We start from the raw sequence: 21,292 nt of genomic DNA on the forward strand, positions 1-21,292 counted from the left end.
GCCACGCAGCCTTTGAGAGGCAGGTTTCGGGGGATCAGCATCGGGCTCGCCAAGGGCGCGGTCTCTCCTGGTTCACGGACGAGAGGTTCTGCGCCCCGAGCCGAGTTGCTTGTGTTCGTCCTCGGCGAGCAGCGCGAGTACCTTGCGCCCGCTGTAGTGTTCTCGCCACCGCTGACGTACCTCGGGGTCAGCGAGGAGGGCGACGCCCTCCTCATCTGAGGACGTGATCGCGACTGACTCCCAGTTGCCATCTGGGCCGATGAACTCGGCCGCGATTTCGACAAAGCGCGGGCCGCGAAAGTGGTGGCTGACCCGGCAGTGCTCAGGGTCGAGGGCGTCGCCCGACTTGTCCGAGATGAGAGTGCCCTCCTGCCTACGGCTCTCAAAGTAACTGCTGGTGATGTCGTTGATCTCGGCACGCAGTGCGCCCAAGACCTCCGTGCGGGCCTTCTTCGGGTAGATGATATGACGGAAGGAGAAGTCCATATCCGAGCCGTCAGTGCGGATGATGCGGAAGCCCGACGACTTTCCCAGGTAGGGGTCATCGATGATGAAGTGGTCCACTCCGCAGCCGATCTTGGCAGCGGCAAAATCGTGCAGATCGAGCAGATCTCGAAGAAACGCGTCGTCCTCCGGCCGGTTGACCCTCCCGCCCACGGTGTAGCGGTTCCGCAGGGCCTGGACGGCCTCAAGTGCTTCACCCTTGGTGCGGAAGACGCGGTCGCCGATCCGAAACTCAGCCATGCATCTAATCTTCTCTCCGGGCTCTGCTAGCCGCTACTGCTGAGTGGGACGAGCAGAGGAGGCACAGGGATGCGCGAGGGATACAGCACAGCGGAATAAGGGATCTCCACCGGTATAGGGGAGTGAAGTACCAATGCCGAGAGGCGGCTGCCGACTGTGACTGAGCATTCGAAATGGCGGATGAGCACTTGTTTTGGCGGTACGTGTGCTCAGCACCTGGGGTCCCCAAACAGGTCGGGATGTGTGTGGCAGCAGGAGGCCCCGGCTCCTTCGCTGGTGGCGAAGGAACCGGGGCTGGGTTGCTGATGTAGCCCGTGTCTGGCGGGGGTGGTGGGTTAGAAGGCGAAGTAGGCGGTGTGGGTGCTGCGGTCGGTCAGGGTGAGGGTGAACTGCTGGCAGGTGCCGTGGTAGGTGGTGGGGGTCTTCCAGTTGTAGGTGTAGATCCCGAGCAGGGGGATGTAGGTGAGGGTGGTGGCGGTGGGGGTGCCGGTGGGGGCGTGGGTGGCGCAGTTGACGGGCTGGCTGGTGGGGGATCCGGCGGCGGTGACGCCCAGACCCTTGTTGCCGTGCAGGCTGAACGGGACCGGTACGGGCAGGCCCGCGACCCGGGGATTCAGGAAGGGCGGGTTCAGCACGGGCAGCAGGAATCCGGTGAAGGTGAAGGGGGTGACGTAGGTGTAGTGGTCGGCGCTGCTGGTGGCGCTGGTTCCGCCGACCGTGGTGACCCGCACGTCCACGGTTCCGGCGGTGCCGGGCGGGGTGGTGGCGGTGCACGTGGTGGCTGTCGCGCAGGTGAAGCTGGTGGCGTTGGTGCTGCCGAAGGTGAGCGCGGTGGCGCCGGTCAGGTTGGTGCCGGTGATCGTGACGGTGGTGCCGCCGGCGGTGGTGCCGGTGGCGGGGCTGACCGAGGTCACCGTGGGTGCGGCAACGTAGGTGTAGCGGTCGGCGCTGCTGGTGGCGCTGGTTCCGCCGACCGTGGTGACCCGCACGTCCACGGTTCCGGCGCTCTCGGCGGGGGTGGTGGCGGTGCAGGTGGTGGCGGTGCACGAGACGGCGGTGGCCGGGTGGCCCGCGCCGAAGGTCACAGCGGTCGCGCCGGCCAGGCCGGTGCCGGTGATCGTGACGGTGGTGCCGCCCGCGAGCGGACCGGCACCGGGACTGACGGCGATCACCACGGGTGCGGCGACGTAGGTGTACTGGTCGGCGCTGCTGGTTGCACTGGTCCCGCCCGGAGCGGTGACCTGGACATCAACCGTCCCCGCCGAACCGGCGGGGGTGGTGGCGGTGCAGGTGGTGGCGGTGCAGGACACGGCGGTGGCCGGGTTCCCGGTCCCGAAGTTGATCGCGGTGACGCCGGCGAGGTTGGTGCCGGTGACGGTGACCGTGGTGCCGCCGCCGGCCGGGCCGGACGAGGGGCTGACGGCGGTGACGGTGGGTGCGGCGGTGTAGGTGTACTGGTCGGCGCTGCTGGTGGCGCTGGTCCCGCCGGGGGTGGTGACCTGCACGTCCACGGTTCCGGCGCTCTCGGCAGGGGCGGTGGCGGTGCAAGTGGTGGCGGTGCAGGTCACGGCTGTGGCCGGGTTCCCGGCCCCGAAGGTCACAGCGGTCGCGCCGGCCAGGCCGGTGCCGGTGATCGTGACGGTGGTGCCGCCCGCGAGCGGACCGGCACCGGGACTGACGGCGATCACCGCGGGTGCGGCGATGTAGGTGTACTGGTCGGCGCTGCTGGTGGCGCTGGTCCCGCCGGGGGTGGTGACCTGCACGTCCACAGTGCCGGGGGTTCCGGCGGGGGCGGTGGCGGTGCAGGTGGTGTCGGTGCACGTCACGGCTGTGGCCGGGTTGCCCGCGCCGAAGGTGACCGAGGTTTCGCCGGTGAAGTTCGTGCCGGTGACAGTCACCACCGTGCCCCCGGCTGCCGGGCCGGTTGTCGGGCTGACGGCGGTGACGGTGGGCGCGTCCTGGGTGAAGGTGAACACGATGGAGCCGTCGCCCGCGTTGTAGCCGTCGGTCAGGGTCGAGGTGGCCCCGGGGTAGGTGCTGGTGGTCAGGCTGGAACCGCCGCCGCCGCTGCCGCCGCCTCCCCCGACTATGGAGCTTCCGTCGTAGTCGGCCGCGCCCCCGCCGCCGGCTCCGCCGGAGCCGTAGCCGGCGCCTCCGTACCCCCCGACCCCGGCCGGGACGTAGGTGTTGCCGGTGAGAGTGCCGCCTGCGGCGTTGGGGAAGGACCCGGCGCTGCCCGAGGCACCCGGGCCCAGGCCGCTGCCGCCCGCACCGCCCGCGCCGCCCGCGGTCGCGGTACCGGCGCCGCCCGCGCCGCCGCCACCGGCCCCGGCGGCTGCGGTGCCGGCGGTCCCCGCGCTGCCGCTGTCGCCACCGGGATTGCCGGCCTGCGGAAGCGGTCCGCCCGAGGGCTCGCTGGCGCCGCCGCCGGATCCGGCGGTCAGCAGGGCAGTGCCGGTCGACGTCGTCACATCGACCAGGCCGCCACCCTGTGCGGGGGCGATATAGCTGGCCCCGGCTACACCGTTTTGGCCCTGGGATCCGACGTTGACGTCGAGGACCTGCCCGGCGGTGACGGCCAGGCTCGCGGTCACCAGCGCGCCCTTGCCTCCGGGCACGCTGCCCCAGGCCCCGCCGCCGGCACCTTGCAGGGTGACCGCTGCGCCGGTGACGTCGGCCGGCACGGTGACGCTGCCGGCGCCCCCTGCCGTACAGGTGATGGTGGTCGTGGCACCGGAGGCGACCGGGGCGCCGCACACCCCGGTGGACGCCTGCGCCGGGGCGGCCAGCGCCACCAGGCCGACCAGGGCCAGGGACCCGGCGGAGGCCAGCGCCACTAAGCGCGAGGCACCGCGGGCGATCGGTGGACGGGATCGGGTGGTCGAGAACATGAAGGTCTCCCCCCTCATCTGCGCACCCCGGCGGCAGGGAGACCGATGGCCTCCCTGCGACCGCCGCGGCGCGTTACTGCGACGGCCACACCCCGGGACAGCGGCAGGCAAACCGGGCATACGAGACCGGCACGTCAACTCACCTACACGACAGGGAACTTAGTGCACATGTCCGTCACGGCAACCATGGCACACACACAACCTTCACGGGTGCGAACAACCGCACCAATCCGGCGAGACGCACTCACACACCGCAAGACGACCAAAATATGCACAGATAGCGCACTTAGTTGATCGGAAACGGTCGAGTCCGGTCGTCCTAGGCGCGGAGCCGCCAACCGAGGCGGACACCGGCCCCTCCATCCGCGCCTCCGCCAACAAGAGTGCTCAGATCCGCCACTTCGACTGCACAGTCACACCGACATGTCGGCAGCCGCCTCTCGGCAATTCAGTGGTCAACCGCGGTTGTCGCCTTTGGGTAGTGCGCCTCGAAAGTCGCAGCCGGGGCACTGGTCCTCGCCCTGGATATGGCCCTCGTACCAGCCGTGAACGGCAGCGTGCAGGATCGCGTCCTGCACCGAGGCTTCGCCGTTCTGGACTGATGCGATGGCGTTGCCGACGATCACCCGGAGCGCGGCGTTGTCAGGCGAAGGGAACGGAGGGGACGGCATCGGCGATTCGGACGTCATGAACGCAGAATAGGGGCGGGCATGACTGCTGGTCAGCCGGTCGGCTCGATCCCGCGAGCAGCGGTGCCGTGCAGGTCGCTGCGGAATCCTCGTCCGAGGGGTCGCCAGTCCTGGAAGGTGGTGGGCCTCCAGCGCGGCCGGTCCGGAACGCTGGTGTCGTCGGGGTCAGGTATGGTGCCCCGGCTCTTGCGGCTGCGGGCGGCGCGGACGCTGATGCCCAGGTGAGCGGCGATCTCCGGATACCCCCAGAGCTGCTGGTCGTCGGCCATCGTGTCCTCCTCGTTCGTCGGTGATGAGCGTACGCAACATGCGGCTGGACATGCGGCAAGGCCGCCCCTGCCTGTTCGGCGTGGGGCGGCCTTCTGCGGATTCGGTCAGACCTGGGCGAGGCGGTTCGACAGGTCGAGGGCGGCGGTCGCGACGGCGAGGGCGGCGCAGAGGCCGAGGACCTCGTGGACGGTCGGGCGGATCAGGCGCGGCCAGTCGTCCGGCGCGGCGGGCCAGGAGGCGAGGTGCACCTCGGTGGTGGCCAGGCCCAGGTGGGCCGTGACGTCCCAGCCTGCGATGGGGGCGGGCTCCCAGTGCAGGCGGACGCGGCCGAGTGGGAGTCTGGGGGCATCGAGGGCGAGCCAGGCGACGTCGAGCGGCCCGTCCGGCTGGGCCGAGACGCGCTGGACGAGCGCGCCGCTCACGCCGTTCGGCATGGGCCGGAGCGCGAGGCCCAGCAGCGGGAGAAGGGGCGAGGGAAGGGGGCGCGGTGAGATAGGGGCCTCCGGGGCAGGTCGGTGGGGCTGGGTCAGGCCCAGGCGAAGGCGTCGCTGACCTCCGCCGGGAGGTAGCCCTCCTGGCCGTCGTCGGCGATGAACGCCCTGCCGTCGCGGACGACGACCTCGGCTCCCACGTAGTGGGTGAACGGGAAATCGGGGTTGATGGCGAGGCGGATCGGCAGGTTGGGGTCGAGGCCCTGGAGCTGGCTGAGCAGGTGGCCGACGGTCAGGTAGTGGGGCATGGGAACCTCCGGGAGGGATGAGCGGGCGGGGATGATGGTGCGTCAGGAGCCGTCGAGACGGAGTAGGTCGCGGAGGGCCTTGAAGTCCTTGGGGTGGCTGGCGAGGTGCCGCTTGCGGTTCTCGTTGACGTAGCCCTTGCCGTGGTCCTTTCATCTGCCAGTTGCCGCAGGAGCAGATGGCCTGGGTGTAGGCGCGGCCGGGGCAGTCGGGGTGGAGCGGCTTTCCGGAGCTGGTGTGCTTGTGCTCGGCCGGGCAGGCGGTGCCGTCGGCATGGTGGTTGGTGAGCGGGGCGCGGAATGGCACGGTGAATTCCCTCGTGGTCGGGGGTGGAAAAATCGGGCAACCGGGTTGGACGGCTCCCAGGTGTGCACGGTCATTCGATGTCGCGCTGCCACTGGCGTTGTTCGGCACGACGGGCGGCACGGCGACGGACGGACTTGGTGCGGCGGCCGTGCTGACCGGGGAAGTAGAAGCAGGTGCAGCGTCGGGCGTAGGTGCATTTGCGGCGGTAGCCGGGCCGGGTGGCCAAGAGCATGCGCATGGTCGGGCTCTCCTGGGCGGTGGGTGCAGGTTGAGGAGCAGATCGGTGCCGAGACGGAGTCAGCGGCTGGGGCGCGCGATGAGCGCGGCGAGGAATCCGGCGACGGCCTCGGAGGGGGTGTGGAGGCCGAACTCCTGGACCCACGGGTCGCCTTCGGTGGGCTGGACCCGGACCTGCCAGACGGTGCCGCGCTTCCAGGCGTCGGAGTCTTCGGGGAGCCAGCCGACGTAGACGCGACCGTCCGGACTCGTGATGTGGACGTTCGCCTCCGGGGTGGCGACGATCGCCCAGCCGAGGGCGTCGAGGAGGTCGAGCACGGGGCCCGCGCAGTGGTCCGAGGAGAGCCAGGAGCGCTCCTCCACGGCGGGGCGGACGAGGGCGGGCAGGAGGGCGGCGGGGGTGTTCACGGTTGGACGTTCCCTTCGTTGACCTGCGGTTTTTCCCGACACCCGTACGTTGGCATGCAGTGTGCCGAAGTACGTAGTCGTTTCCCGGGGGAGGACGTCTGCCGTGGGCGAACCGACCGTCCGAGGTGCACGACCGGTACCCCGGGAATGGATCAGCGGACGCAGTTGTCGTACGGGGGTTGCGGCGCTGGGTCGCACTGAGCCGGAGGGGGCCAGGCGCGTGGCGGAGCCGAGCAGACATTGGGACGGAGCCGGGCTGGAGCGCAAGATCCGGGCGGCCGGGCGGCAGTGGACCGTCGGAGACATCGCGATGGTCGCCGACGGGCAGTGGGCCGTCGGTGCCCAGTCCGATGGACGGGATCACGAGGTGGCAGTGGTGGAGCGCCGGATCGCCGACGGGCGTCGCGTCGAGCTGACGTTGGAGGAGCTGGCCCGCGCGGTGGGCTCCTGTATCGGGGATGCCCACCGCGACGAGGACCTCGCCTTACCGGTCAGCGGCCTGGCCTCAGCCTGGCCCCGGACGGGCCGACAGCGGCCGATGGGGCGGGCTGGTCGGGTGCCTGGCCCAGGGCACGCGGTGCGTGCCCGGAGCGGGCGACAGCGGCCTGGGTCAGCCGGACCGCCGGGGCCGCCCGGTCTGGGGTGTCGGAGGCTGTACGCGCTTCGATCACGTGGCCGATGGCCTGCAGGGCGGTACGGCTCTCGGCCTGGGCGACGCGCAGGTCCGCTGCCGAGCTGGTGATCCGCTCCAGGTCGTAGAAGACCGGCACCTGACCGGGCCGAGTGAGGGCGTGCAAACGGTCCTGGTACACGGCGACGGCGTTGTCGGTGACGACCAGCGCCGAGCGGATGTGCATCGCCGACCGCAGGAGCGCGTCCTGCACGGGCCGTTGGACTGAGGCGGCTACTAGCGTGGCTATCGGTTGGCCCCAGGTTTGCTCGATGAGCGCGTCGGCCTGTTCGAGTGCGGTGGGAGTGGACACGGCTTCTCCCGATCATCGGCGCGGACGCGCGGCGCCGGCCGCCGCGCCCGCAGGATGGTTGGCCGCTGCCGCCCAAGCCGTGGAGGCGGAACTGGAGGGGCGCACGGTGGAGCGGGCGCGTGCGACCGTGGCCCGCTGGAAGGCGGCGGTGACGGCTGCCTGCCGGGCGTCACGGGGAGTCGGGGCCCTAGGGACCGAGGGCTGGAGCGGCGCGACCGGGGTGAGGCGGACCAGGTGGACGACCTCCGCGTGGATCATGTGGCGTTCACGCACGACGGGAGCGGGGTCGGCCATCGCCGCTGCGGTCGCGGCCACCAGGTGGACCGGCGTGCCGCTGGTGAAGGTCGCCTCCGCCCGGGTGCCCCACCCTGGTGGCCCGGCCCACAGGGTCCAGAGCGGATCGCGGTTGCTGCTGCGGGGATCGAGCAGCAGCCCGGCCTCCCTGTCGGGCGCCAGGAGTTCCACGGTGCCCAGCTCCGCTCCGCCGTCGCGCTGCCAACCTGCCGCCTTCAGCGTCCTTCCCACCTCCGTGTAGCCGGTCCTCGGCGCGGTCAGGAAGCGGTCGGAGTCCCACGCCCAGTCCTGCGCGAGGGCGTTGGTCAGACCGGCCACGATCTCGGGCGGGAAGTTCTGGTTGCAGACAGCGGTCCACGCGGGCGCCTCCAGGGGGCGCTCGTAGGCGGCGATGCGCCACAGGTCGTAGTCGTCGCCGAAGAACCCGATCTGGATGCGGGAGTCCGGCGAGCTGACGATGTAGCTGCCCAGGTCGTCCACCTGGTGCGGCCAGCCCAGGCGTTGGACCGGGGCGAAGCCCGCGTCGCCGGCGTAGCTGCTGCCTGCCAGGTAGCGGGGGCTGACGTGGTACTCGTCCCACTTCGGGTCGGTCCAGTCGGTTGACATTTCGGGCTCCAAACAGGGGGGACGGGGCGATGAGGGACGGCCGGGGGCGGTGTGGCCGGGCACGGGGCCAGAGGCGGTACACGGCGCCGGCAGGCAGCCGAGCGAACGGCGGGCAAGCGGATCTGGTGCTTGACGGCACGTCGGTCACCGGACCCGGGCGGGCGCGGACCGGGCGGTGACAGCCGCCGGCATCTGCGGCTGCGGCGAGTGGCTGAACAGGGCACTCGGGACGGCGGCACTGCGGCGCAGGGCTGCCGCGGTTCGGATGCCGTCCGAACCCAGCGGGACACCGGTATGGGCGCGGCTGACTGTTGCGACGGGAGCCGGGGGTGAGGGATGCCGCCGCGTGGCGACGGGGTTGGTCCATTGCTTGACTGCCGCGTAGACCGGGCCGAGCGCCCGCCCGGCGTCGGTCAGGACGTAGGGGTCGCCGTGGCGCGATCCGGTCCGGGTGACCAGGCCGTCGATCTGAAGGCGGCGAAGCCGCGGTGGCGCGGTGCCTTGGTCTAGGCCGGCCTCCTCGGCGAGGTGACTGAACCGCATGGGCCCGCCCTTGTCGAGGATCTGGACTATTGCGGTCGTATGCCGCAGGTGTAGACGGCGCACGGCGTCCTCGACGCGTTCGGCACCGGCCACCTTGCCGAGCGACAGGTGCGTCTGGGACCAGGCTGAGAGGGCGCCGTGCACCTGGGACAGCGATTCGCCGGCCGTGCTGAGTCGGTACGGAGCCCAGCGACCTTCAGCACGGGTGACCAGCCCATCAGCGTGCATCTGGGCCAGCCGCTTGCTGACGAACGGATCTCCGACGAAGGGTAGTTGGGCGCTGACCTCCCGCACGCGCATGGGGCGACCCTTCTGTGCCATGGTCTGCGCCACCCAGGTGGTCCACTTCGGGGCTATCAGGGATAGGGCGTCCTCGACGCGCTGGGCGTCGACCGAACCGATCGGGGAGGCAGTGGGCTGAACGGGGGTGGACATGGGGCGAACTCCATTGGGGGGATGGCCATTTCGAGGCGGATGGTGGGACCGAGGGTCAGTGAGTGGCGTCAGTGAGTGGTGCTCTCGGCGCGGAGGTTCCGGAGCACGGTGCCCAGGCGGCGGTTGCTGACGTGGATGCCCCGGTCGCGCAGGCCCGGCGCAGGGCGTCGCGGTTGAGTCGGCGTAGGTCGGCGGCGACCTCGCGGGCGACGGCCAGCAGGGCCTGATCGCCGGAATCCGGGGTCGCTCGCCGGACGGGGGGCCGCTGTGTGGAGGGCCGGTCCAGCAGGAGCCGGACGTCCAGCAGGTCCCAGACCGCCTCGGCCTCGGCCTGCTCCTGGCGTTCGAGGTCGACCACTTCGGTCGCGTGCAGCAGCACGAGGTCGTCGAGGGCGTGGTCGGCGGAGCGGCACCGCTGCCAGGCTGCGTCGAGGTTGCGGCGGGCAGCCTGGGTCGCAGTGTCGGTCTGCGCGAGGCCGCCGAGCCGTCGCAGCACGATGGGCAGGACGGGGTCCTGGGAGCCGCCGGAGGGGTTGCCGTGCTGGAGTTCCTCCAGCGGGCGTCCGTACCGGTGCTCGACGAGGCGGCGGGTGTAGGTCGCGGTGGACATGAAGGCGTCCTTTCTGAGGAATCAGCGGGATCGGGTAGGTGCGGTGGTCGCACCTGCGAGGGGTGCGACGGCGGGATCGGCTGCGTCGTTGGAGATCGCGGCAGCGTTGCTGCTGCGGCTGAGGGCGGCGGACACACGCGGCGAGGCCGGTCGTGCCTCTCGCAGGGCGGCCTCGCCCTTCTCGGTGAGCGAGAGGAACTGGCCGGGTCGGTACAGGCTCTCGCTCGGGTCCTGGTCCAGTAGCCCGTCGGTGACCAGCCGCCGGACGGTTTCGGGCCAGACCGTCGGCCGCTGGCCGCGTCCGTCGGAGAGGTAGATGTAGCCGTAGACCGCGCTCTGGTGGAATCGCAGCCCGCCGGCCTCGACGGCTTCGAGGGCTCGGACCTGGCGATCCCCCGAGATGGCCCAGTCGTCGCTCCGGCCCGGGGCCTTTTCCTCTCCCAGGCTTTGGGCTGCTGCCTTCGAGGGCTGGGCGGCGTCTGCTTCGGGCAGGAGGCGGCGGTAGGCGGCTATGGCGCGGTCGAGCTGCTCGTATGCCGCTCCCCGGCGTGCGACGAGCAACTCGATCTGCGGGCCGGTGGTCCGCAGGATGCCGTCCCAGCCGCGCATGTCGGAGTGGGCGCCTTGGGCGATGGGAGCGAGCAGCTCGATGGCGGACTGGGCGGCGCGGGTGAGTTGGCCGTGCAGTTCGTCGACGTCGCGGGCGGCTTCGGCGACGATCCGGCCGACGAGGTCGAGCGGGTCGCGCAGTGGGTGGTTGTCGCTCAGTGCCCACGGGTCCTCGACGCCGAACTCCTCGGCTACCAGGTGGGCGCCGGGCTGCTTCGCCGCGTCGTGGGGGTTCATTCGGCTGCCTCCATCCGCGCGAGCAGCGAACGGACCAGGGTGGGCAGGCTGTTGGGGCCGTCGCTGATCCAGACATGGTCGGTCGCTTCAGCGAGGACGTATGTGGCGTCTTCGAGGAGGCCGCTGGAGATCTCCATGCAGGCGTCGGTGATCCGGGAGGCGGCGAGCAGTGACTGGGAGAGCACCTCGACGTAGTCGCCGGGCGGGAGACCGGCGGCCTCGGCGGCGATGCGGATGGCCGCCAGCTCCGGCGCGCTGAAGTCGAAGTCGAGCTCGTCGCCCTCGTGTGCGACGGCGGGTGCGGCAAGGGCTGTGTCCGGCGGGTTCGTGGGGATGCCCACGCGGGTGCAGATCTGGTCGATCGAGGTGGTCAGCTCGGCGAGCGACTCGGTGAGCCATCCCAGCGCGGAGGCGTAGGAGGCCAGGGTGAACAGACCTGCTGGCGTGGCGGGGAGCGGCTCGTCGGCCACGAACCCTTCGAGCCGCTCGTTCAACTCGCAGACCACCTGCGGGCCGGCGGACAGTGCTCCCAGCACGGGGTGCAGGTAGGAGTGGCTGGGGGGCGTCGGGTATTCGGCGGTGAGGATCCCGGAGACGCTCTGCGCGGCGTTGGCCAGGAGGTCGGCCAGTTCGGTGCGGGGCAGGGGGGCGCGGTTGGCGTTCATCGTTGGGGAGCCTTTCGGGAAGCGGAAGCGGAGGGCTGGGGTGCTGCTGGCGCAATGGCGGGGGCGGCTGCCGTCTGGTCGGCAGTGCGGGGGGACCGGGACCGGGCGGCCTGCACGCGCGCCTCGGTGGCGGACTCCGGTTCGGTGTCCGGGTGGGGGCCGGTGCGCAGGTGGGCCGAGTTGTAGACCGCGTAGTCCTTCCGGCTGCCGGCGGCGACGAGGTAGATCTCGCGCTTGTGGGTCGAGGTGGGCGGGGCCGGGCGGAACTGGATGACCATGCGGTAGGAGACGGACGGGTCGACGTAGACCTTGTGGAACCCTGCGAGTCGGCCTTTCAGCGGTAGGCAGTCGTCGCTTCCGTGGACCAGGTTCTGCAGCTCCAACAGTGCCAAGTCACGAATCTTGTCGGGGAGTTCCCGCAGGTCCGCGATGGCGTCCGGGTGGGCGGCGAAGGCGAAACGGGCGCGGCTCACATCGACCTGCCGGGGGTCGGCCGGGCAGGGACGCTGGCGGGGGCTTCTACGCTGGGTCCGGTGCCGGGGCTTGTGGTGGAGCCGGCAGAGCGGGCGAGAGCTGCGCGGGTCCGCAGGACAGCGGGATCACCGCGGTATTCCGGCGGCTCCGGCAGGGGAGTGTCGCGGTCGTCCAGCCACTGAAGTGCTGCGTCCTCGTCGGGAAAGGCCCCTTCACGCACGGTGTAGGAGTCGGCGGCCAGGTCCGCTTCTTCCAGGAAGACGCGGATCGGGTCTTGGGAGGCGAGGGAGTCGCGGACCATCGTCCACGTCTCGTAGGGGTAGCCGTCGCTGGTCAGGGTGTCCAGGACCTTGTATCGGTCCCCTGAGTTGCGGATCTGCTGCTCGACGCGGATGGTCTGGTCGTCCGCCGGTTGCACGAAGTCGCTGCTGAGCCGTGTGATCGGACCGGGCGGGCAGCCGCGTTCTATGAGCCAGTTCTGGGCGAAGCCCAGCGCGGCGTGGTTCTCGGACTCGACGGTGAAGGTCCGGGCATCGAGGTCCCGGGCGATCTTGACGGCGACGAGCTGGGGACTACCGGGCACGCCCCAGGTCATCGAACGGTCGTGGACTACGAAGAAGCTGTGCGAGCCGTTCGGGGTGGTGTGGTGCTCGGCCACCAGGGTCAGATCGCCGGGCCACATCATGCTCTCCGCGAATTCGGATTCCTCGTCGCCAGGCATGAGACCGTCGAGCCGGAAGTCGGGTTCGCCGTTCATGCCGCCAGTCCGAACTGCTCGGGCGCGGGGGTGGCCAGCACGCGGTGGTTGGGCCGGGTCGGGCTGGTTGTGCACGCGGCGAAGGGGCCGTCGGGAGCGCGGAGGTGCACCAGGGCCTGGTCCAGGTGGTCGCGGTGCCACGTCGAGGGACCGGACAGGCCGGCCTCGGCGTCGGTGAGTTGCTGCCAGGCCAGCCAGAGGGCGTGCAGCCGGGCCACGGCTTCGGGGTGTTCGTGCCACTGGGTGCACCACGGGCGGATGGTGCTGATCTCCCGGCCGTACACGGGCAGGAAGAGGTAGCTCACCCAGTTGCTGAGCGCGGCCAGTTCGACGGCGTACGCCTCCCCGCCTAGGGCGAGGATGAACACTGAGGTGGGGCCGGCGTCCTGCTCGAGCTCTGCTTCCCCGTCGGGCGGGGAAGCAGAGCCGGTCGACTGGGGGTCTGCGGCCACGAGAGCGGGCTCGGAGCCGAGGCGGTCGAGGATGACGCCGTGCTGCCTTACCTCGGCCATGGTCTTGGCGAGGGTGCTGACGAGGTCGTCGAGATCCCCGTCCGGAACGCGGAAGGGCTCGGTGGCGGGGGTGGTCTTGCTGGGGTCGGACATGGGGGCTTGCTCCATCTGTGGGACGGCGACATAGGGAGAGGATCCGGAGAATCCGCGATTTGGCCGTGCCGGGAAATTCCGGTAGGGGAGCGCTACGGCGCCGTGCAGCGAGGGCAGCGAGGGAAGGGAGGTGCCAGCAACTGCACTGCTCGGGTGGCCTGTTGGGGGACGACGCCGTTACCGAGCGCGGTGAGCTGGGCGGGTCGGCCGAGCCCGGGGGTGGCGGTCACCCAGCCGGGTTCGAGGCCCTGCATCCACTCCACGAAGTCGGCGCGCAGCCGCCCGGCCCCGTCGGTGGGCGCCGGCGCGGGGCGGGTGAGCGTCTCCCATCGGGTGATGGCGCCGGCGTAGGGCCCCCATCGCCCGTCCGTTCCTCGGTCTGCGTCCACAGCGGCAGGACCACTGCTGACAGGGGCGGTCGCCAGCCCTTGCCGGGGCGGCGGCCCGGGGTGCCGGTGTCGGAGGCTCGCGGGGTGGGCAGCAGCGATGCCGCCGCGCTGGGCAGGGTCATGTCCCCGTTGCCGTGCCGCTGGTTGGGCGAGCCCTTGGTCCCGTCCGACGCCTTCGGGGTCGGCAGCAGCAGCCACTCCACCTCGTCGGCCAGGTTCGGGCCGTGGCCCCCGCTCTTGCGCTTCGCCGGGTGCTGGGAGCCGCCGTTCCTGCCGATGTTGCTGGTCGGTGTCTTGAGCAGGGTGCCCGGCGGGCCAGGCGGTGAGGAAGGTGCGCTCGCGGCGGTGCGGGGCTCCGATGTCGGAGGCGCGAAGCACGAGCCAGCGTGTGTCGTACCCGAGGTCGGCCAGGGATCCGAGTACGGCACCGAGTGCCCGCAGAGGAGGCTGACCTGGGGCGTCTCCCAGACACCACGGGCAGGGTTCCACGTCGCCAGGGGCACCGGCGGGTGAGGTGAGGAGGCCGCGCACATTCTCGATCACAACCAAGCAGGGTCGGAGGGCCTCGACTGCACGGGCGACGTGCAGCCACAGCCCCGAGCGGGTCTGGGAGTTGAGTCCGGCGCGGCGGCCGGCGACCGAGACGTCTTTGACAGGGGAATCCGGCCGTCAGGACGCACACCCGCGGGACGAGGGACCAGTCCGTGGTGGTGATGTCGCCCAGGTTGGGCACTCCGGGCCAGTGGCGGGCCAGGATGCGGGAGGCGTCGTGATTGACCTCGGCGTGCCAGGCCAGCGTGCCGCCGAGGGCGGCTTGCACTCCGAGGTCGAGTCCGCCGTATCCCGAGCAGAGCGAGCCGATCAACGGCGGGAGGGCGATGGTGGTCTGCATGTCACCGGCTCCGCGTCGTGCGGGCCGCAGAAGCCAGGGCACGCAGGCCCAGGGCATCGGAGATGGGGTCGTTGTTCACGGCGGATTCCAAGGGGGAGGACGGGCGATGGGCTGGGGGGTGGGGTTCAGCTGTGGCTGCGCGAAGGGGTCGCGCGGAGGCCGGAGCGGACGCGGAACCGAGCCGCTCCGAGGGCGGGGCGGAAGCGCGCGGTGTGCTGCGGGCGAGAGCGGCGTGCACCCGCGCACCGGGTGGGCCGCTCGGCGAAGACGCGGAGGGTGTGGGAGTTGGGCGGCCGTTCGCGATCTGCCAGCGGGCACGGACCTCGTCCAGTGGGCCGAGGGCGTGCAGGGCGTGGTTGATGAGCGGTCCGGGGGCCAGGGCCTCGTTCTCCGCCAGGGCCCGGATGACGCGTGCGGAGGTGGCCGCCGTGCGTGTGATCGAGGAGCGCATGACCTGCTCGCCGAGCCATTCGGCACTGCCGGGATCAAGACCGCCGCAGATGGCCATGACCTGGTCGCCCGACAGCGTGCCGTCGGCCAGCAGCCCCCGCCGCTGGGCTTCCCAGAGCACGGTGATCCGATCGAGGGGCTCGCCCCGGTGGTGCAGCGCGCCGAGGCAGCGGTAGAGCTGGCCGTGGGCCGGGTCGGCGAAGTCGTCCGGCCGCAGCCAGCCCACCACCTCGTCCATGGTCCCCGGCCGGTCGGTCAGAGCGGCCAGCAGGAACCGCTCGTCCTGGGCGACCTGCTCGGCCCGAACCGGCGGCGCGACGACCGGGGCAGTGGCCGGCGCGACCGGGCGCGGTTCGGAGCCCCAACGCCGGGCGAGGTCGCCGAGTACGCCGGTCAGCACGTCGGCATGGTGCAGCGCCCCCTCGGCCTCGCCTTGCAGGGCGTCGGCGCGAGCGGCCTGGTGCAGGCGGATCGCGTGCTCGGTGACGCTGCGGTGGATCGCGCCCTCCAGCACCATGCGGCCGTACAACGGAGCGTGTGCGGGGCGCGGGCAGGCCGCGATCAGCGCGTGGGCGTACTCCGGGGCCAGCCCGCGCACGTGGAGGCCGGCCTCGGCGACCGCGTCGGTCACCCAGGACAGCGGTACGACCTCCTCGGTCGTCAGCGCGGGGTGCCCGTCTGCCTGGAGCTTGCGCAGAGCGGCGAACAGGGCCTGGTGGACCGGGCGGTAGAAGTGATCCGGCGCGAGCCAGTCCAGGCGCGAGAGCTGGACCGGGTCGAGCAGCACAGCGCCGAGCAGCGCCCGCTCGGCGCCCAGCAGCGGGTTCATCGCTGACCTCCGGCCTCGGCGGCGGGGGGCTCGTTCTGCCGGGTCCGCAGGTCGGCGACCGCCTGGTCGGCAGCGGCCAGCGCCGTGGCGAACTTGTCCAGCACGCTGGTGAACACGGGATCGGTGGCGAGGATCGCGCCGGCACCGCTGACCAGCCACCACTGGCCGTCGCGCAGAACGACGGGCGAGTGGACGACAGACCCCGGAGGCGGGGTGGGCGCGCTCATGCCGACAGCCCGAAGTCGTCGCGGCCCACGGTCTTGGCGAGGGCCCGTTCAGTGATCGCCCTCGTCGCGCGGGCCGAGGCCGGGCCCACCACCTTGGCGGACGGCTCCTTGTACCAGGGCCGCAGGTCGAGCATGGCCACCCGGATGCCGGTGGCCAGGAGCAGTGCCCGGCCCTTGGGCAGGGCGCGGATGGCGTCCGGGGGCAGGATCCGCTCGGTGCGCATGCTCACCGAGGTGGACTTGCCGCCGTCGCTGGTGGACACCGAGGTGGTCTGGACGTCGTGGTCGCCCACCTGCCTGCTGAGGCGGTCGGCGAAGTCGGCGTCGTCGATGCCGCTTCCGATGATCTTGACGGTCGCGGCGCTCCACAGGGCGTCCATCCCGGCCTCGCCCCAGCAGCGCTGGCCCTGCCGGTATGACTGCAGGATGGTGATCGGGATGACGCCGCGTGAGCCCAGGTGCGAGTAGAGGTCGGGCAGGTCGCTGATGCGGCAGACGTTGGCGGCCTCGTCCAGGACGCACAGTGCGGGCGGGTCCAGGCGACCGCCGGAGCGTTCGGCGACGACGACGGCGGCGCGCATCACGGCGTCGGCGGCAGCCGCGATGATCGCGCTCGCGCTTCCGCCGCCGTCCTTGCTGAGCAGGTACAAGGTGTCGCGGGAGGTGGCGAAGTCGAACGGCCGGAACTGCGGCAGGGCCGGGTCGGGGGTGACCCAGGCGGCGACCTCGGGGTCCAGCAGGCAGCTCGCGTACTGCCGCGCGGTCTCATAGATGCCGTCCCTGGTCTCGGTCGCACCCGAGACGGTGCCCTGGAGCTGGGCGGCCACCGCTTCGTGGCCGGCATCGGTGAGCAGGTCCACCGGAGTGCGGTCGGCGGGGGAGGCGAGCCAGGCCAGGACGTCGGTGATCGGGCGCCGGTGGCTGGCGGCTGCCAGGAAGAGACCGCCGAGGGTGTTGCTCGCGGCGGTGGACCAGAAGTCGGAGCCGTTCGACTCGTCAACGCTGGCGGCGACGAAGTGCCCGGCGAGACGCTTCGCCCCGGCCAGGTCGTGGGCGTCGGCCAGGATGTCCCACCACATCTCGCGCGGGTGGTGCGCGATCTGCTGCGGGTCCAGCGTCCAGATCGCGCCGACCTGCGCACGGGCGTCGACCGTCGCGGTGAAGGCATCGTTGGCGGCCTTGTTCGAGGTCAGCAGCACCGGGCCGGGGGCGGCGAGGATCGCCGGGATCGCCAGCCCGCTGGTCTTGCCGCTTCGCGGGGCCATGATCGCGACGATCACGTCCTCCCAGGAGGCGCGGACTTCGGCGCGGCCCGGGGAGAGGGTGCCGAGCAGGATGCCTCGGTCGTCGGGAGCGACCTCTTTTACACTCCCGGCCGCTCAGGGACGGCCGCAGGCTCCGGGCCTTGGCGGTGATCTCCTTGTCCAGCAGCGGGGCGAGGTCGGCCTTGCGGGCGAGGCCGTTGTTCGCACCGCCGCGCAGTCGCATCCACAGGACGAGGCCGGAGACGGTGAGGCCGACGGACAGCAGGCCGGGGATGATCCGCGCGCCGACGAGCAGGGCGGTGGGGCCCAGGTGCGGCCACAGCACGCCAGGGTGCAGCAGGGCATCAGTGACCTTGAAGGACGCCCAAGGACCTGTGCCGACGAGGGAGTTGCTGATGTTCCCGGTCAGCCAAGCCAGGGAACCGAAGGCGAGGGCGATGCCGAGGACGCCGAAGAGGCAGGACAGGAGCGCGTCGGACCCGGTGGTGGTCGAGGGCGCGCTGGTACGCGGTGCGGGCATGGTAGTTCCAGGGGACTGGCGCGGGCGGACGGTGGAAGCGGGGCACGCGGCGCTCTTGTGCTGGTCATCGGGGTAGCTCCTGTTCGGGTGGAGGGTTGGCGGACGGGACTATCGAGTGCGGGGCGCGCGAGACGGCGACGAGTTGGCGGGCATTTCCGCGGTCCTGGCCGAGGGTGTTGTGCGTCGGGCAGCGGCCTGCGGTGAGGAGGTGCGGGCGGCTCGCTGCCGATTTACCTCGGGGGCCTGGTCAGCTGGCGAAGCGGTCTCGGTTTCTGGGCCGGCGCTGAGGACGTCGCTGAGCAACTCCCTGGTGCGCAGGACCCTGACCCTGTCGTGGTGGCGGGGGTCGGTGCGCTCGGCGGGACAGGAGACGAGCCTGTCCTCGGCGATCTCCAATGTCTCCTGGACGTCGCGGAGCATGTCGTGCGCGGCGGCCAGGTAGGTCCACGTCTCGAAGGTCGGATTGTGGTGCGGGTCATCGAACTGGAGACGGGCTCGGGTCCAGTCAGCGGCGGCAGCGACGAGTTCGGTCAGCTGCGGTACGGCTCCGGTGAGAGCACCGTTGACCTCTTCGATGATTGCGGCGACCTCGTTCGGTGACGCGTCCTCGGTGAGGCGGGCGATCATTCCAGGTACGGAGTACGGGTCGGCCGACGGATGGGGGAGGAAGCGGGCCTGCAAGGGCGGCTCTGCGGGCGTTCCGCCGCCGTGGGCCAGGCGGATGTTGTGGGCCATGGCTGCGCCGACGGCCTCGCCGATACTCGTGTAGTACTCAGGCACGGTCTCTCCTTGGTCGTGTGCTGGCTGGCGGGGCCGGTGAGGAGCAGAGCAGCGCGGGCTCCCCACCGCGTGGGTGGACTCCTGGTCCGCCGGTCTGCTGACGCAGGCAGGCGGCGCGATGGCTGCCCTTTGGCGTGGGAGGGCGGTCACGGCCGTGAGCTCGGGAGTGTGTGGAAGTGCCGGGCGCGCTCCTGCTGCCGTTCGGACTCGTCGCGGGCCAGCAACTGATCGGTGAGCGGCGAAGTCTCCAGCCAGACCCGGTGGCGGCCCAACCGCAGCCAGTGGCCCGAGCGCTGGAACCGCAGGGAAGAGGGGAAGTGGGGCATGTTCGGGCTCCAAGGAGGAAGGGGGGAGAGCATCGCCGGTCACCGTGTCCGAGGGCTGGGGAACTGTGTCGGCCGTACGGACGCGCCGGCATCGGCTGCCCCAGTACCGAGCGCTGACGACGTCCTAGCCTTAGCCGCTGCGGGCGATGCGGCCAGCGCCGCGCTGTGCGGAGCGGGGAACGCCGAGGGGGGCTGGGTCCGTGTCACGATGTGGGACTGCGCTGGGCCGCCGACACCGAGCAACTCGGCCTCCGAGTCGACAAGTTCCGACTGCGCGGCGCTGACGAACTCAGCGGCGAACCCGAACCGGTCGGAGAGCTGATATGCCTCGTCGTCGAGGTCGGTGATCTGCTCGCCTGCCGCCTCCAACGCTTCCCGGACCCGTTCCAGCGCACCGTGATCGGGATGGAGTAGGTGGTCGACCGCATGCCGAAGCTCGACGCTGTTCTCGGCGGACCTGATCTGGTCGGTGAGGCGCAGCAGTTCCGCCCCGGCGGTGTAGGGCCCGAGCGGGTTCGCTGGGGTGGTGGTTCGTGCCGGGTCGAGGGCGGGGTCGAGGTCGACGCTGTAGCGGGCGGTGCGGAGCATTTCGGCTGCGTGGGTGGCGATGGCGGTCTGCTCGCCCCGGTCCATGCTGGTCGGCAGGCGGTGCCGGGGGCCGTGCCAGTCGTTGGTGAAGGCGAACCCGGCGTGGTCGAGCAGGGAGTAGGCGAAGGAGTCTCCTCCACGGGCGACGACGCTTCCGCTGGGCTCGGCGGTGATGGTGACGGTGATGGGCACGGAAGGCTCCTGGACGAGTGGCGTCGGGGGAAGGGATGGGGGGAGGTGGCCGAGGTCGGCGGCGATGCGCTGGCACTCGGTCTGCAGGCGGAAGGCGTCGCGGTACGGGTCGTGGACGCGGCCGTCCTCACGGACCCGGGTCGCGACAACGACCACCTGGCGGTCCTGGTTGCGCAGGGCGATCCATCGGCAGGCGTCCGGATCACCCGCAGGCGCGATCCCGGTTGCTGCCACCATGCGGCGGGCAACGTCGGCCCACTGGGCGTCGGTCAGGTCCGGGTGGCGGGGATCCGAGCGGACCTCGCAGAACCACACCGGCCGTTGCGGTGCCCCGGGCCCCAGTCGCTCGACGGGGGCGTCGAGCGACTGGGCCAGATACGGCAGGGCGTCGTGGCGGGCGAGCATCTCGATCGGGGCACCGTGGCAGTCGCCGTCGATGAGACGGGGATTGGTGTACCCGCCGCGCTGGCCCGTGCTGAGTTGCTGGCCGAGCAGCCCGAGGGTGTGCTGTTGGCGCTGCAAGTACGCGATCACGACGTTGACCTCGAAGGAGAGTGGCGGACAGGAGCCCGGGGGCCGGGCCGTCAGGAACAGAAGGATCCGCGGATTCCCCGGTTTGGCCCTGCCGGAGATCGCTGGTAGACGCCCGGCTCATCGCGTCTGGGCGAGGCCATGGTCGTAGGCGAAGTGCATGCAGGCGGCGCGGGCGTCGTAGGCGTCGTGGTGCAGCCGGGCCCAGCGGCCGTCCTGGCGGATGACGGTGGCCACGATGTCGAGGCCGTCGGCCTGGTTGCGCATGGCGACCCAGCGGTACGCCGAGGGGTCGCCGTCCGGCTCGATCCCGGTGACGTCGAGGACCTCGCGCGTCAGCTCGAACCAGGCGTCGTCATCGACTTCCACTCCGGTGGTGTTGCGGATGGCGCAGTGCCAGGTGAGTCGCCGCGCTGCGGCGTGCCCGGTCCGCGGCTTCCGCAAGGTGATCGGCTCGTCGAGCAGCAGTGCCAGGTACGGCAGCGCGACGGTGTCCTGAGCGGTCAGTTCCGGTGACCAGGCGGTAAGCAGGTAAGGAGCGAAGCCGGGCTCGCTGCGGTGGAGGCTGCTGAACAGGTCGGTGGTGCTCTCGGTGCGGCGCACATCGCAGAGCAGGGGATAGGTGGGCATGGGGTATCCACATCACTGGGCGGGGAAGGAGAACCGGTGCCCCGCAACGGGGGCACCGGGAGCGGGCGGTCAGAAGTGGGGGTTCTCCGTGGGCCGGTCGGCCTCGGTGGCGGCCTGGAGCAGCTCGGCGAGGTCGCCGGGTTCGGAGGAACGCTGGTCGATCCACCACCCGGCGCGGGTGATGGTGCGCGCGGCGTCCTCGATCTCCTCCCACCCCGCCTCGCCGGTCTCGCCTTCGAGGACCAGAGAGGCGTAGGCGGCAGGCAGGAGCTGGTGGCGGCAGCGCACGCCCCAGGCGACGGCGCGCTCGGTCCCTTCCAGGGGCGGCATCCGGTACTGCTGCGACCAGGCGTCGGACTCGGCCTGCTCCTGGGCGCGCTTGGCCTCCAGCCAGGCGGCCTTGTCCTGCTCGTCGCCTTCCTTGGCGGCCCGCCAGCAGTCGGTGCACTCCTGCTTGGCCAGCCACTGGGCGAAGCCCGCGCGACGGTCGGCGGCCCGGTCGGACAGGTCGCGCTCGGCCTGGTGCCCGCAGGAATGGGTGATCTGCCAGATGGTCTTCACGGCCATGAGAAC

At 71.4% G+C, this 21,292-nt stretch carries 25 protein-coding genes and 2 pseudogenes; all 27 read right to left on the reverse strand.

Features of this window, described 5'->3' with window-relative positions; translation table 11 throughout:
• Positions 1–72: 72 nt before the first annotated feature.
• Positions 73–744 (reverse strand): DCL family protein, encoded by a 672-nt coding sequence (locus tag GXP74_RS02815; protein WP_182449821.1) that lies wholly within the window; start codon positions 742–744, stop codon positions 73–75.
• A gap of 335 nt (positions 745–1,079) precedes the next feature.
• Positions 1,080–3,635 (reverse strand): IPT/TIG domain-containing protein, encoded by a 2,556-nt coding sequence (locus tag GXP74_RS41760; protein ID WP_182449822.1) that lies wholly within the window; start codon positions 3,633–3,635, stop codon positions 1,080–1,082.
• A gap of 455 nt (positions 3,636–4,090) precedes the next feature.
• Complete coding sequence (locus tag GXP74_RS02825) at positions 4,091–4,324, reverse strand: hypothetical protein (protein ID WP_182449823.1); 234 nt, start codon at positions 4,322–4,324, stop codon at positions 4,091–4,093.
• A gap of 32 nt (positions 4,325–4,356) precedes the next feature.
• Positions 4,357–4,593: a sigma-70 region 4 domain-containing protein gene (locus GXP74_RS02830; RefSeq protein ID WP_182449824.1), complete on the reverse strand. Its 237-nt coding sequence runs from the start codon at positions 4,591–4,593 to the stop codon at positions 4,357–4,359.
• A gap of 105 nt (positions 4,594–4,698) precedes the next feature.
• A complete protein-coding gene (locus GXP74_RS02835; RefSeq protein WP_182449825.1) occupies positions 4,699–5,028 on the reverse strand; it encodes an esterase in 330 nt (109 codons plus the stop codon).
• A gap of 92 nt (positions 5,029–5,120) precedes the next feature.
• On the reverse strand, positions 5,121–5,333 hold the full coding sequence (locus tag GXP74_RS02840) for a hypothetical protein (protein WP_182449826.1): 213 nt from the start codon (positions 5,331–5,333) through the stop codon (positions 5,121–5,123).
• A 374-nt stretch (positions 5,334–5,707) separates the two neighbouring features.
• Positions 5,708–5,875 (reverse strand): hypothetical protein, encoded by a 168-nt coding sequence (locus GXP74_RS02845; RefSeq protein ID WP_182449827.1) that lies wholly within the window; start codon positions 5,873–5,875, stop codon positions 5,708–5,710.
• 59 nt (positions 5,876–5,934) lie between these two features.
• Positions 5,935–6,282 carry a DUF317 domain-containing protein gene (locus GXP74_RS02850; RefSeq protein ID WP_182449828.1) on the reverse strand — a complete coding sequence of 116 codons (348 nt, stop codon included), beginning with the start codon at positions 6,280–6,282 and terminating at the stop codon, positions 5,935–5,937.
• 491 nt (positions 6,283–6,773) lie between these two features.
• On the reverse strand, positions 6,774–7,166 hold the full coding sequence (locus tag GXP74_RS02855) for a hypothetical protein (RefSeq protein ID WP_225447679.1): 393 nt from the start codon (positions 7,164–7,166) through the stop codon (positions 6,774–6,776).
• Between the two features lie 111 nt (positions 7,167–7,277).
• Positions 7,278–8,165 carry a DUF317 domain-containing protein gene (locus GXP74_RS02860; protein WP_182449830.1) on the reverse strand — a complete coding sequence of 296 codons (888 nt, stop codon included), beginning with the start codon at positions 8,163–8,165 and terminating at the stop codon, positions 7,278–7,280.
• Positions 8,166–8,309: 144 nt separating this feature from the next.
• Positions 8,310–9,143 carry a winged helix-turn-helix transcriptional regulator gene (locus GXP74_RS02865; RefSeq protein WP_182449831.1) on the reverse strand — a complete coding sequence of 278 codons (834 nt, stop codon included), beginning with the start codon at positions 9,141–9,143 and terminating at the stop codon, positions 8,310–8,312.
• Between the two features lie 55 nt (positions 9,144–9,198).
• Entirely contained in the window at positions 9,199–9,753 is a 555-nt protein-coding gene (locus tag GXP74_RS02870; RefSeq protein ID WP_225447680.1) for a hypothetical protein, read from the reverse strand.
• A gap of 21 nt (positions 9,754–9,774) precedes the next feature.
• A complete protein-coding gene (locus GXP74_RS02875) occupies positions 9,775–10,599 on the reverse strand; it encodes a large ATP-binding protein (protein ID WP_182449832.1) in 825 nt (274 codons plus the stop codon).
• The gene (locus tag GXP74_RS02880; protein WP_182449833.1) at positions 10,596–11,264 is read right to left on the reverse strand and encodes a hypothetical protein; all 669 of its coding nucleotides are present in this window, start codon (positions 11,262–11,264) and stop codon (positions 10,596–10,598) included. The genes GXP74_RS02875 and GXP74_RS02880 overlap by 4 nt, the downstream gene beginning before the upstream one ends.
• Positions 11,261–11,737 (reverse strand): hypothetical protein, encoded by a 477-nt coding sequence (locus GXP74_RS02885; RefSeq protein ID WP_182449834.1) that lies wholly within the window; start codon positions 11,735–11,737, stop codon positions 11,261–11,263. The genes GXP74_RS02880 and GXP74_RS02885 overlap by 4 nt, the downstream gene beginning before the upstream one ends.
• On the reverse strand, positions 11,734–12,495 hold the full coding sequence (locus tag GXP74_RS02890) for a glycosyl hydrolase (protein WP_182449835.1): 762 nt from the start codon (positions 12,493–12,495) through the stop codon (positions 11,734–11,736). The genes GXP74_RS02885 and GXP74_RS02890 overlap by 4 nt, the downstream gene beginning before the upstream one ends.
• The gene (locus GXP74_RS02895; RefSeq protein WP_182449836.1) at positions 12,492–13,100 is read right to left on the reverse strand and encodes a DUF4913 domain-containing protein; all 609 of its coding nucleotides are present in this window, start codon (positions 13,098–13,100) and stop codon (positions 12,492–12,494) included. Before GXP74_RS02895 ends, GXP74_RS02890 begins: the two co-directional genes overlap by 4 nt.
• Positions 13,101–13,192: 92 nt before the next feature.
• The gene (locus GXP74_RS02900) at positions 13,193–14,083 is read right to left on the reverse strand and encodes a DNA cytosine methyltransferase (protein WP_255528221.1); all 891 of its coding nucleotides are present in this window, start codon (positions 14,081–14,083) and stop codon (positions 13,193–13,195) included.
• 115 nt (positions 14,084–14,198) lie between these two features.
• Positions 14,199–14,438 (reverse strand): annotated as a pseudogene (locus tag GXP74_RS41395) (hypothetical protein); the annotation flags it as partial.
• On the reverse strand, positions 14,383–15,660 hold the full coding sequence (locus GXP74_RS02905; protein WP_182449837.1) for a DnaB-like helicase N-terminal domain-containing protein: 1,278 nt from the start codon (positions 15,658–15,660) through the stop codon (positions 14,383–14,385). The pseudogene GXP74_RS41395 and the gene GXP74_RS02905, both read right to left, overlap by 56 nt.
• Positions 15,657–15,887 (reverse strand): hypothetical protein, encoded by a 231-nt coding sequence (locus GXP74_RS02910; RefSeq protein ID WP_182449838.1) that lies wholly within the window; start codon positions 15,885–15,887, stop codon positions 15,657–15,659. Before GXP74_RS02910 ends, GXP74_RS02905 begins: the two co-directional genes overlap by 4 nt.
• Positions 15,884–17,672 (reverse strand): annotated as a pseudogene (locus tag GXP74_RS02915) (type IV secretory system conjugative DNA transfer family protein). The gene GXP74_RS02910 and the pseudogene GXP74_RS02915 overlap by 4 nt, the downstream one beginning before the upstream one ends.
• Before the next feature lie 108 nt (positions 17,673–17,780).
• Positions 17,781–18,452 carry a hypothetical protein gene (locus GXP74_RS02920; protein WP_182449840.1) on the reverse strand — a complete coding sequence of 224 codons (672 nt, stop codon included), beginning with the start codon at positions 18,450–18,452 and terminating at the stop codon, positions 17,781–17,783.
• Positions 18,453–18,598: 146 nt separating this feature from the next.
• Positions 18,599–18,778 carry a hypothetical protein gene (locus GXP74_RS02925; protein WP_182441249.1) on the reverse strand — a complete coding sequence of 60 codons (180 nt, stop codon included), beginning with the start codon at positions 18,776–18,778 and terminating at the stop codon, positions 18,599–18,601.
• A gap of 39 nt (positions 18,779–18,817) precedes the next feature.
• A complete protein-coding gene (locus GXP74_RS40030; RefSeq protein WP_225447681.1) occupies positions 18,818–20,092 on the reverse strand; it encodes a hypothetical protein in 1,275 nt (424 codons plus the stop codon).
• 117 nt (positions 20,093–20,209) lie between these two features.
• Positions 20,210–20,719 (reverse strand): hypothetical protein, encoded by a 510-nt coding sequence (locus GXP74_RS02935; protein WP_182449841.1) that lies wholly within the window; start codon positions 20,717–20,719, stop codon positions 20,210–20,212.
• A 69-nt stretch (positions 20,720–20,788) separates the two neighbouring features.
• Complete coding sequence (locus tag GXP74_RS02940; RefSeq protein ID WP_182449842.1) at positions 20,789–21,286, reverse strand: hypothetical protein; 498 nt, start codon at positions 21,284–21,286, stop codon at positions 20,789–20,791.
• Positions 21,287–21,292: the final 6 nt, after the last annotated feature.

Source organism: Streptacidiphilus sp. P02-A3a (assembly GCF_014084105.1).
Lineage (GTDB): Bacteria > Actinomycetota > Actinomycetes > Streptomycetales > Streptomycetaceae > Streptacidiphilus.

Excerpts from the sequence above, each read along its gene's own strand:
- GXP74_RS41760 (WP_182449822.1), bottom strand. The coding sequence starts at position 3,635 with ATGTTCTCGACCACCCGATCCCGTCCACCGATCGCCCGCGGTGCCTCG.
- GXP74_RS02845 (WP_182449827.1), bottom strand. The coding sequence starts at position 5,875 with ATGCGCATGCTCTTGGCCACCCGGCCCGGCTACCGCCGCAAATGCACC.
- GXP74_RS02860 (WP_182449830.1), bottom strand. The coding sequence starts at position 8,165 with ATGTCAACCGACTGGACCGACCCGAAGTGGGACGAGTACCACGTCAGC.
- GXP74_RS02835 (WP_182449825.1), bottom strand. The coding sequence starts at position 5,028 with ATGCCGAACGGCGTGAGCGGCGCGCTCGTCCAGCGCGTCTCGGCCCAG.
- GXP74_RS02925 (WP_182441249.1), bottom strand. The coding sequence starts at position 18,778 with ATGCCCCACTTCCCCTCTTCCCTGCGGTTCCAGCGCTCGGGCCACTGG.
- GXP74_RS02865 (WP_182449831.1), bottom strand. The coding sequence starts at position 9,143 with ATGTCCACCCCCGTTCAGCCCACTGCCTCCCCGATCGGTTCGGTCGAC.
- GXP74_RS02935 (WP_182449841.1), bottom strand. The coding sequence starts at position 20,719 with ATGCCCACCTATCCCCTGCTCTGCGATGTGCGCCGCACCGAGAGCACC.
- GXP74_RS02870 (WP_225447680.1), bottom strand. The coding sequence starts at position 9,753 with ATGTCCACCGCGACCTACACCCGCCGCCTCGTCGAGCACCGGTACGGA.
- GXP74_RS02910 (WP_182449838.1), bottom strand. The coding sequence starts at position 15,887 with ATGAGCGCGCCCACCCCGCCTCCGGGGTCTGTCGTCCACTCGCCCGTC.
- GXP74_RS02890 (WP_182449835.1), bottom strand. The coding sequence starts at position 12,495 with ATGAACGGCGAACCCGACTTCCGGCTCGACGGTCTCATGCCTGGCGAC.
- GXP74_RS02840 (WP_182449826.1), bottom strand. The coding sequence starts at position 5,333 with ATGCCCCACTACCTGACCGTCGGCCACCTGCTCAGCCAGCTCCAGGGC.
- GXP74_RS02905 (WP_182449837.1), bottom strand. The coding sequence starts at position 15,660 with ATGAACCCGCTGCTGGGCGCCGAGCGGGCGCTGCTCGGCGCTGTGCTG.
- GXP74_RS02815 (WP_182449821.1), bottom strand. The coding sequence starts at position 744 with ATGGCTGAGTTTCGGATCGGCGACCGCGTCTTCCGCACCAAGGGTGAA.
- GXP74_RS02875 (WP_182449832.1), bottom strand. The coding sequence starts at position 10,599 with ATGAACCCCCACGACGCGGCGAAGCAGCCCGGCGCCCACCTGGTAGCC.
- GXP74_RS02880 (WP_182449833.1), bottom strand. The coding sequence starts at position 11,264 with ATGAACGCCAACCGCGCCCCCCTGCCCCGCACCGAACTGGCCGACCTC.
- GXP74_RS02830 (WP_182449824.1), bottom strand. The coding sequence starts at position 4,593 with ATGGCCGACGACCAGCAGCTCTGGGGGTATCCGGAGATCGCCGCTCAC.
- GXP74_RS02895 (WP_182449836.1), bottom strand. The coding sequence starts at position 13,100 with ATGTCCGACCCCAGCAAGACCACCCCCGCCACCGAGCCCTTCCGCGTT.
- GXP74_RS02940 (WP_182449842.1), bottom strand. The coding sequence starts at position 21,286 with ATGGCCGTGAAGACCATCTGGCAGATCACCCATTCCTGCGGGCACCAG.
- GXP74_RS02825 (WP_182449823.1), bottom strand. The coding sequence starts at position 4,324 with ATGACGTCCGAATCGCCGATGCCGTCCCCTCCGTTCCCTTCGCCTGAC.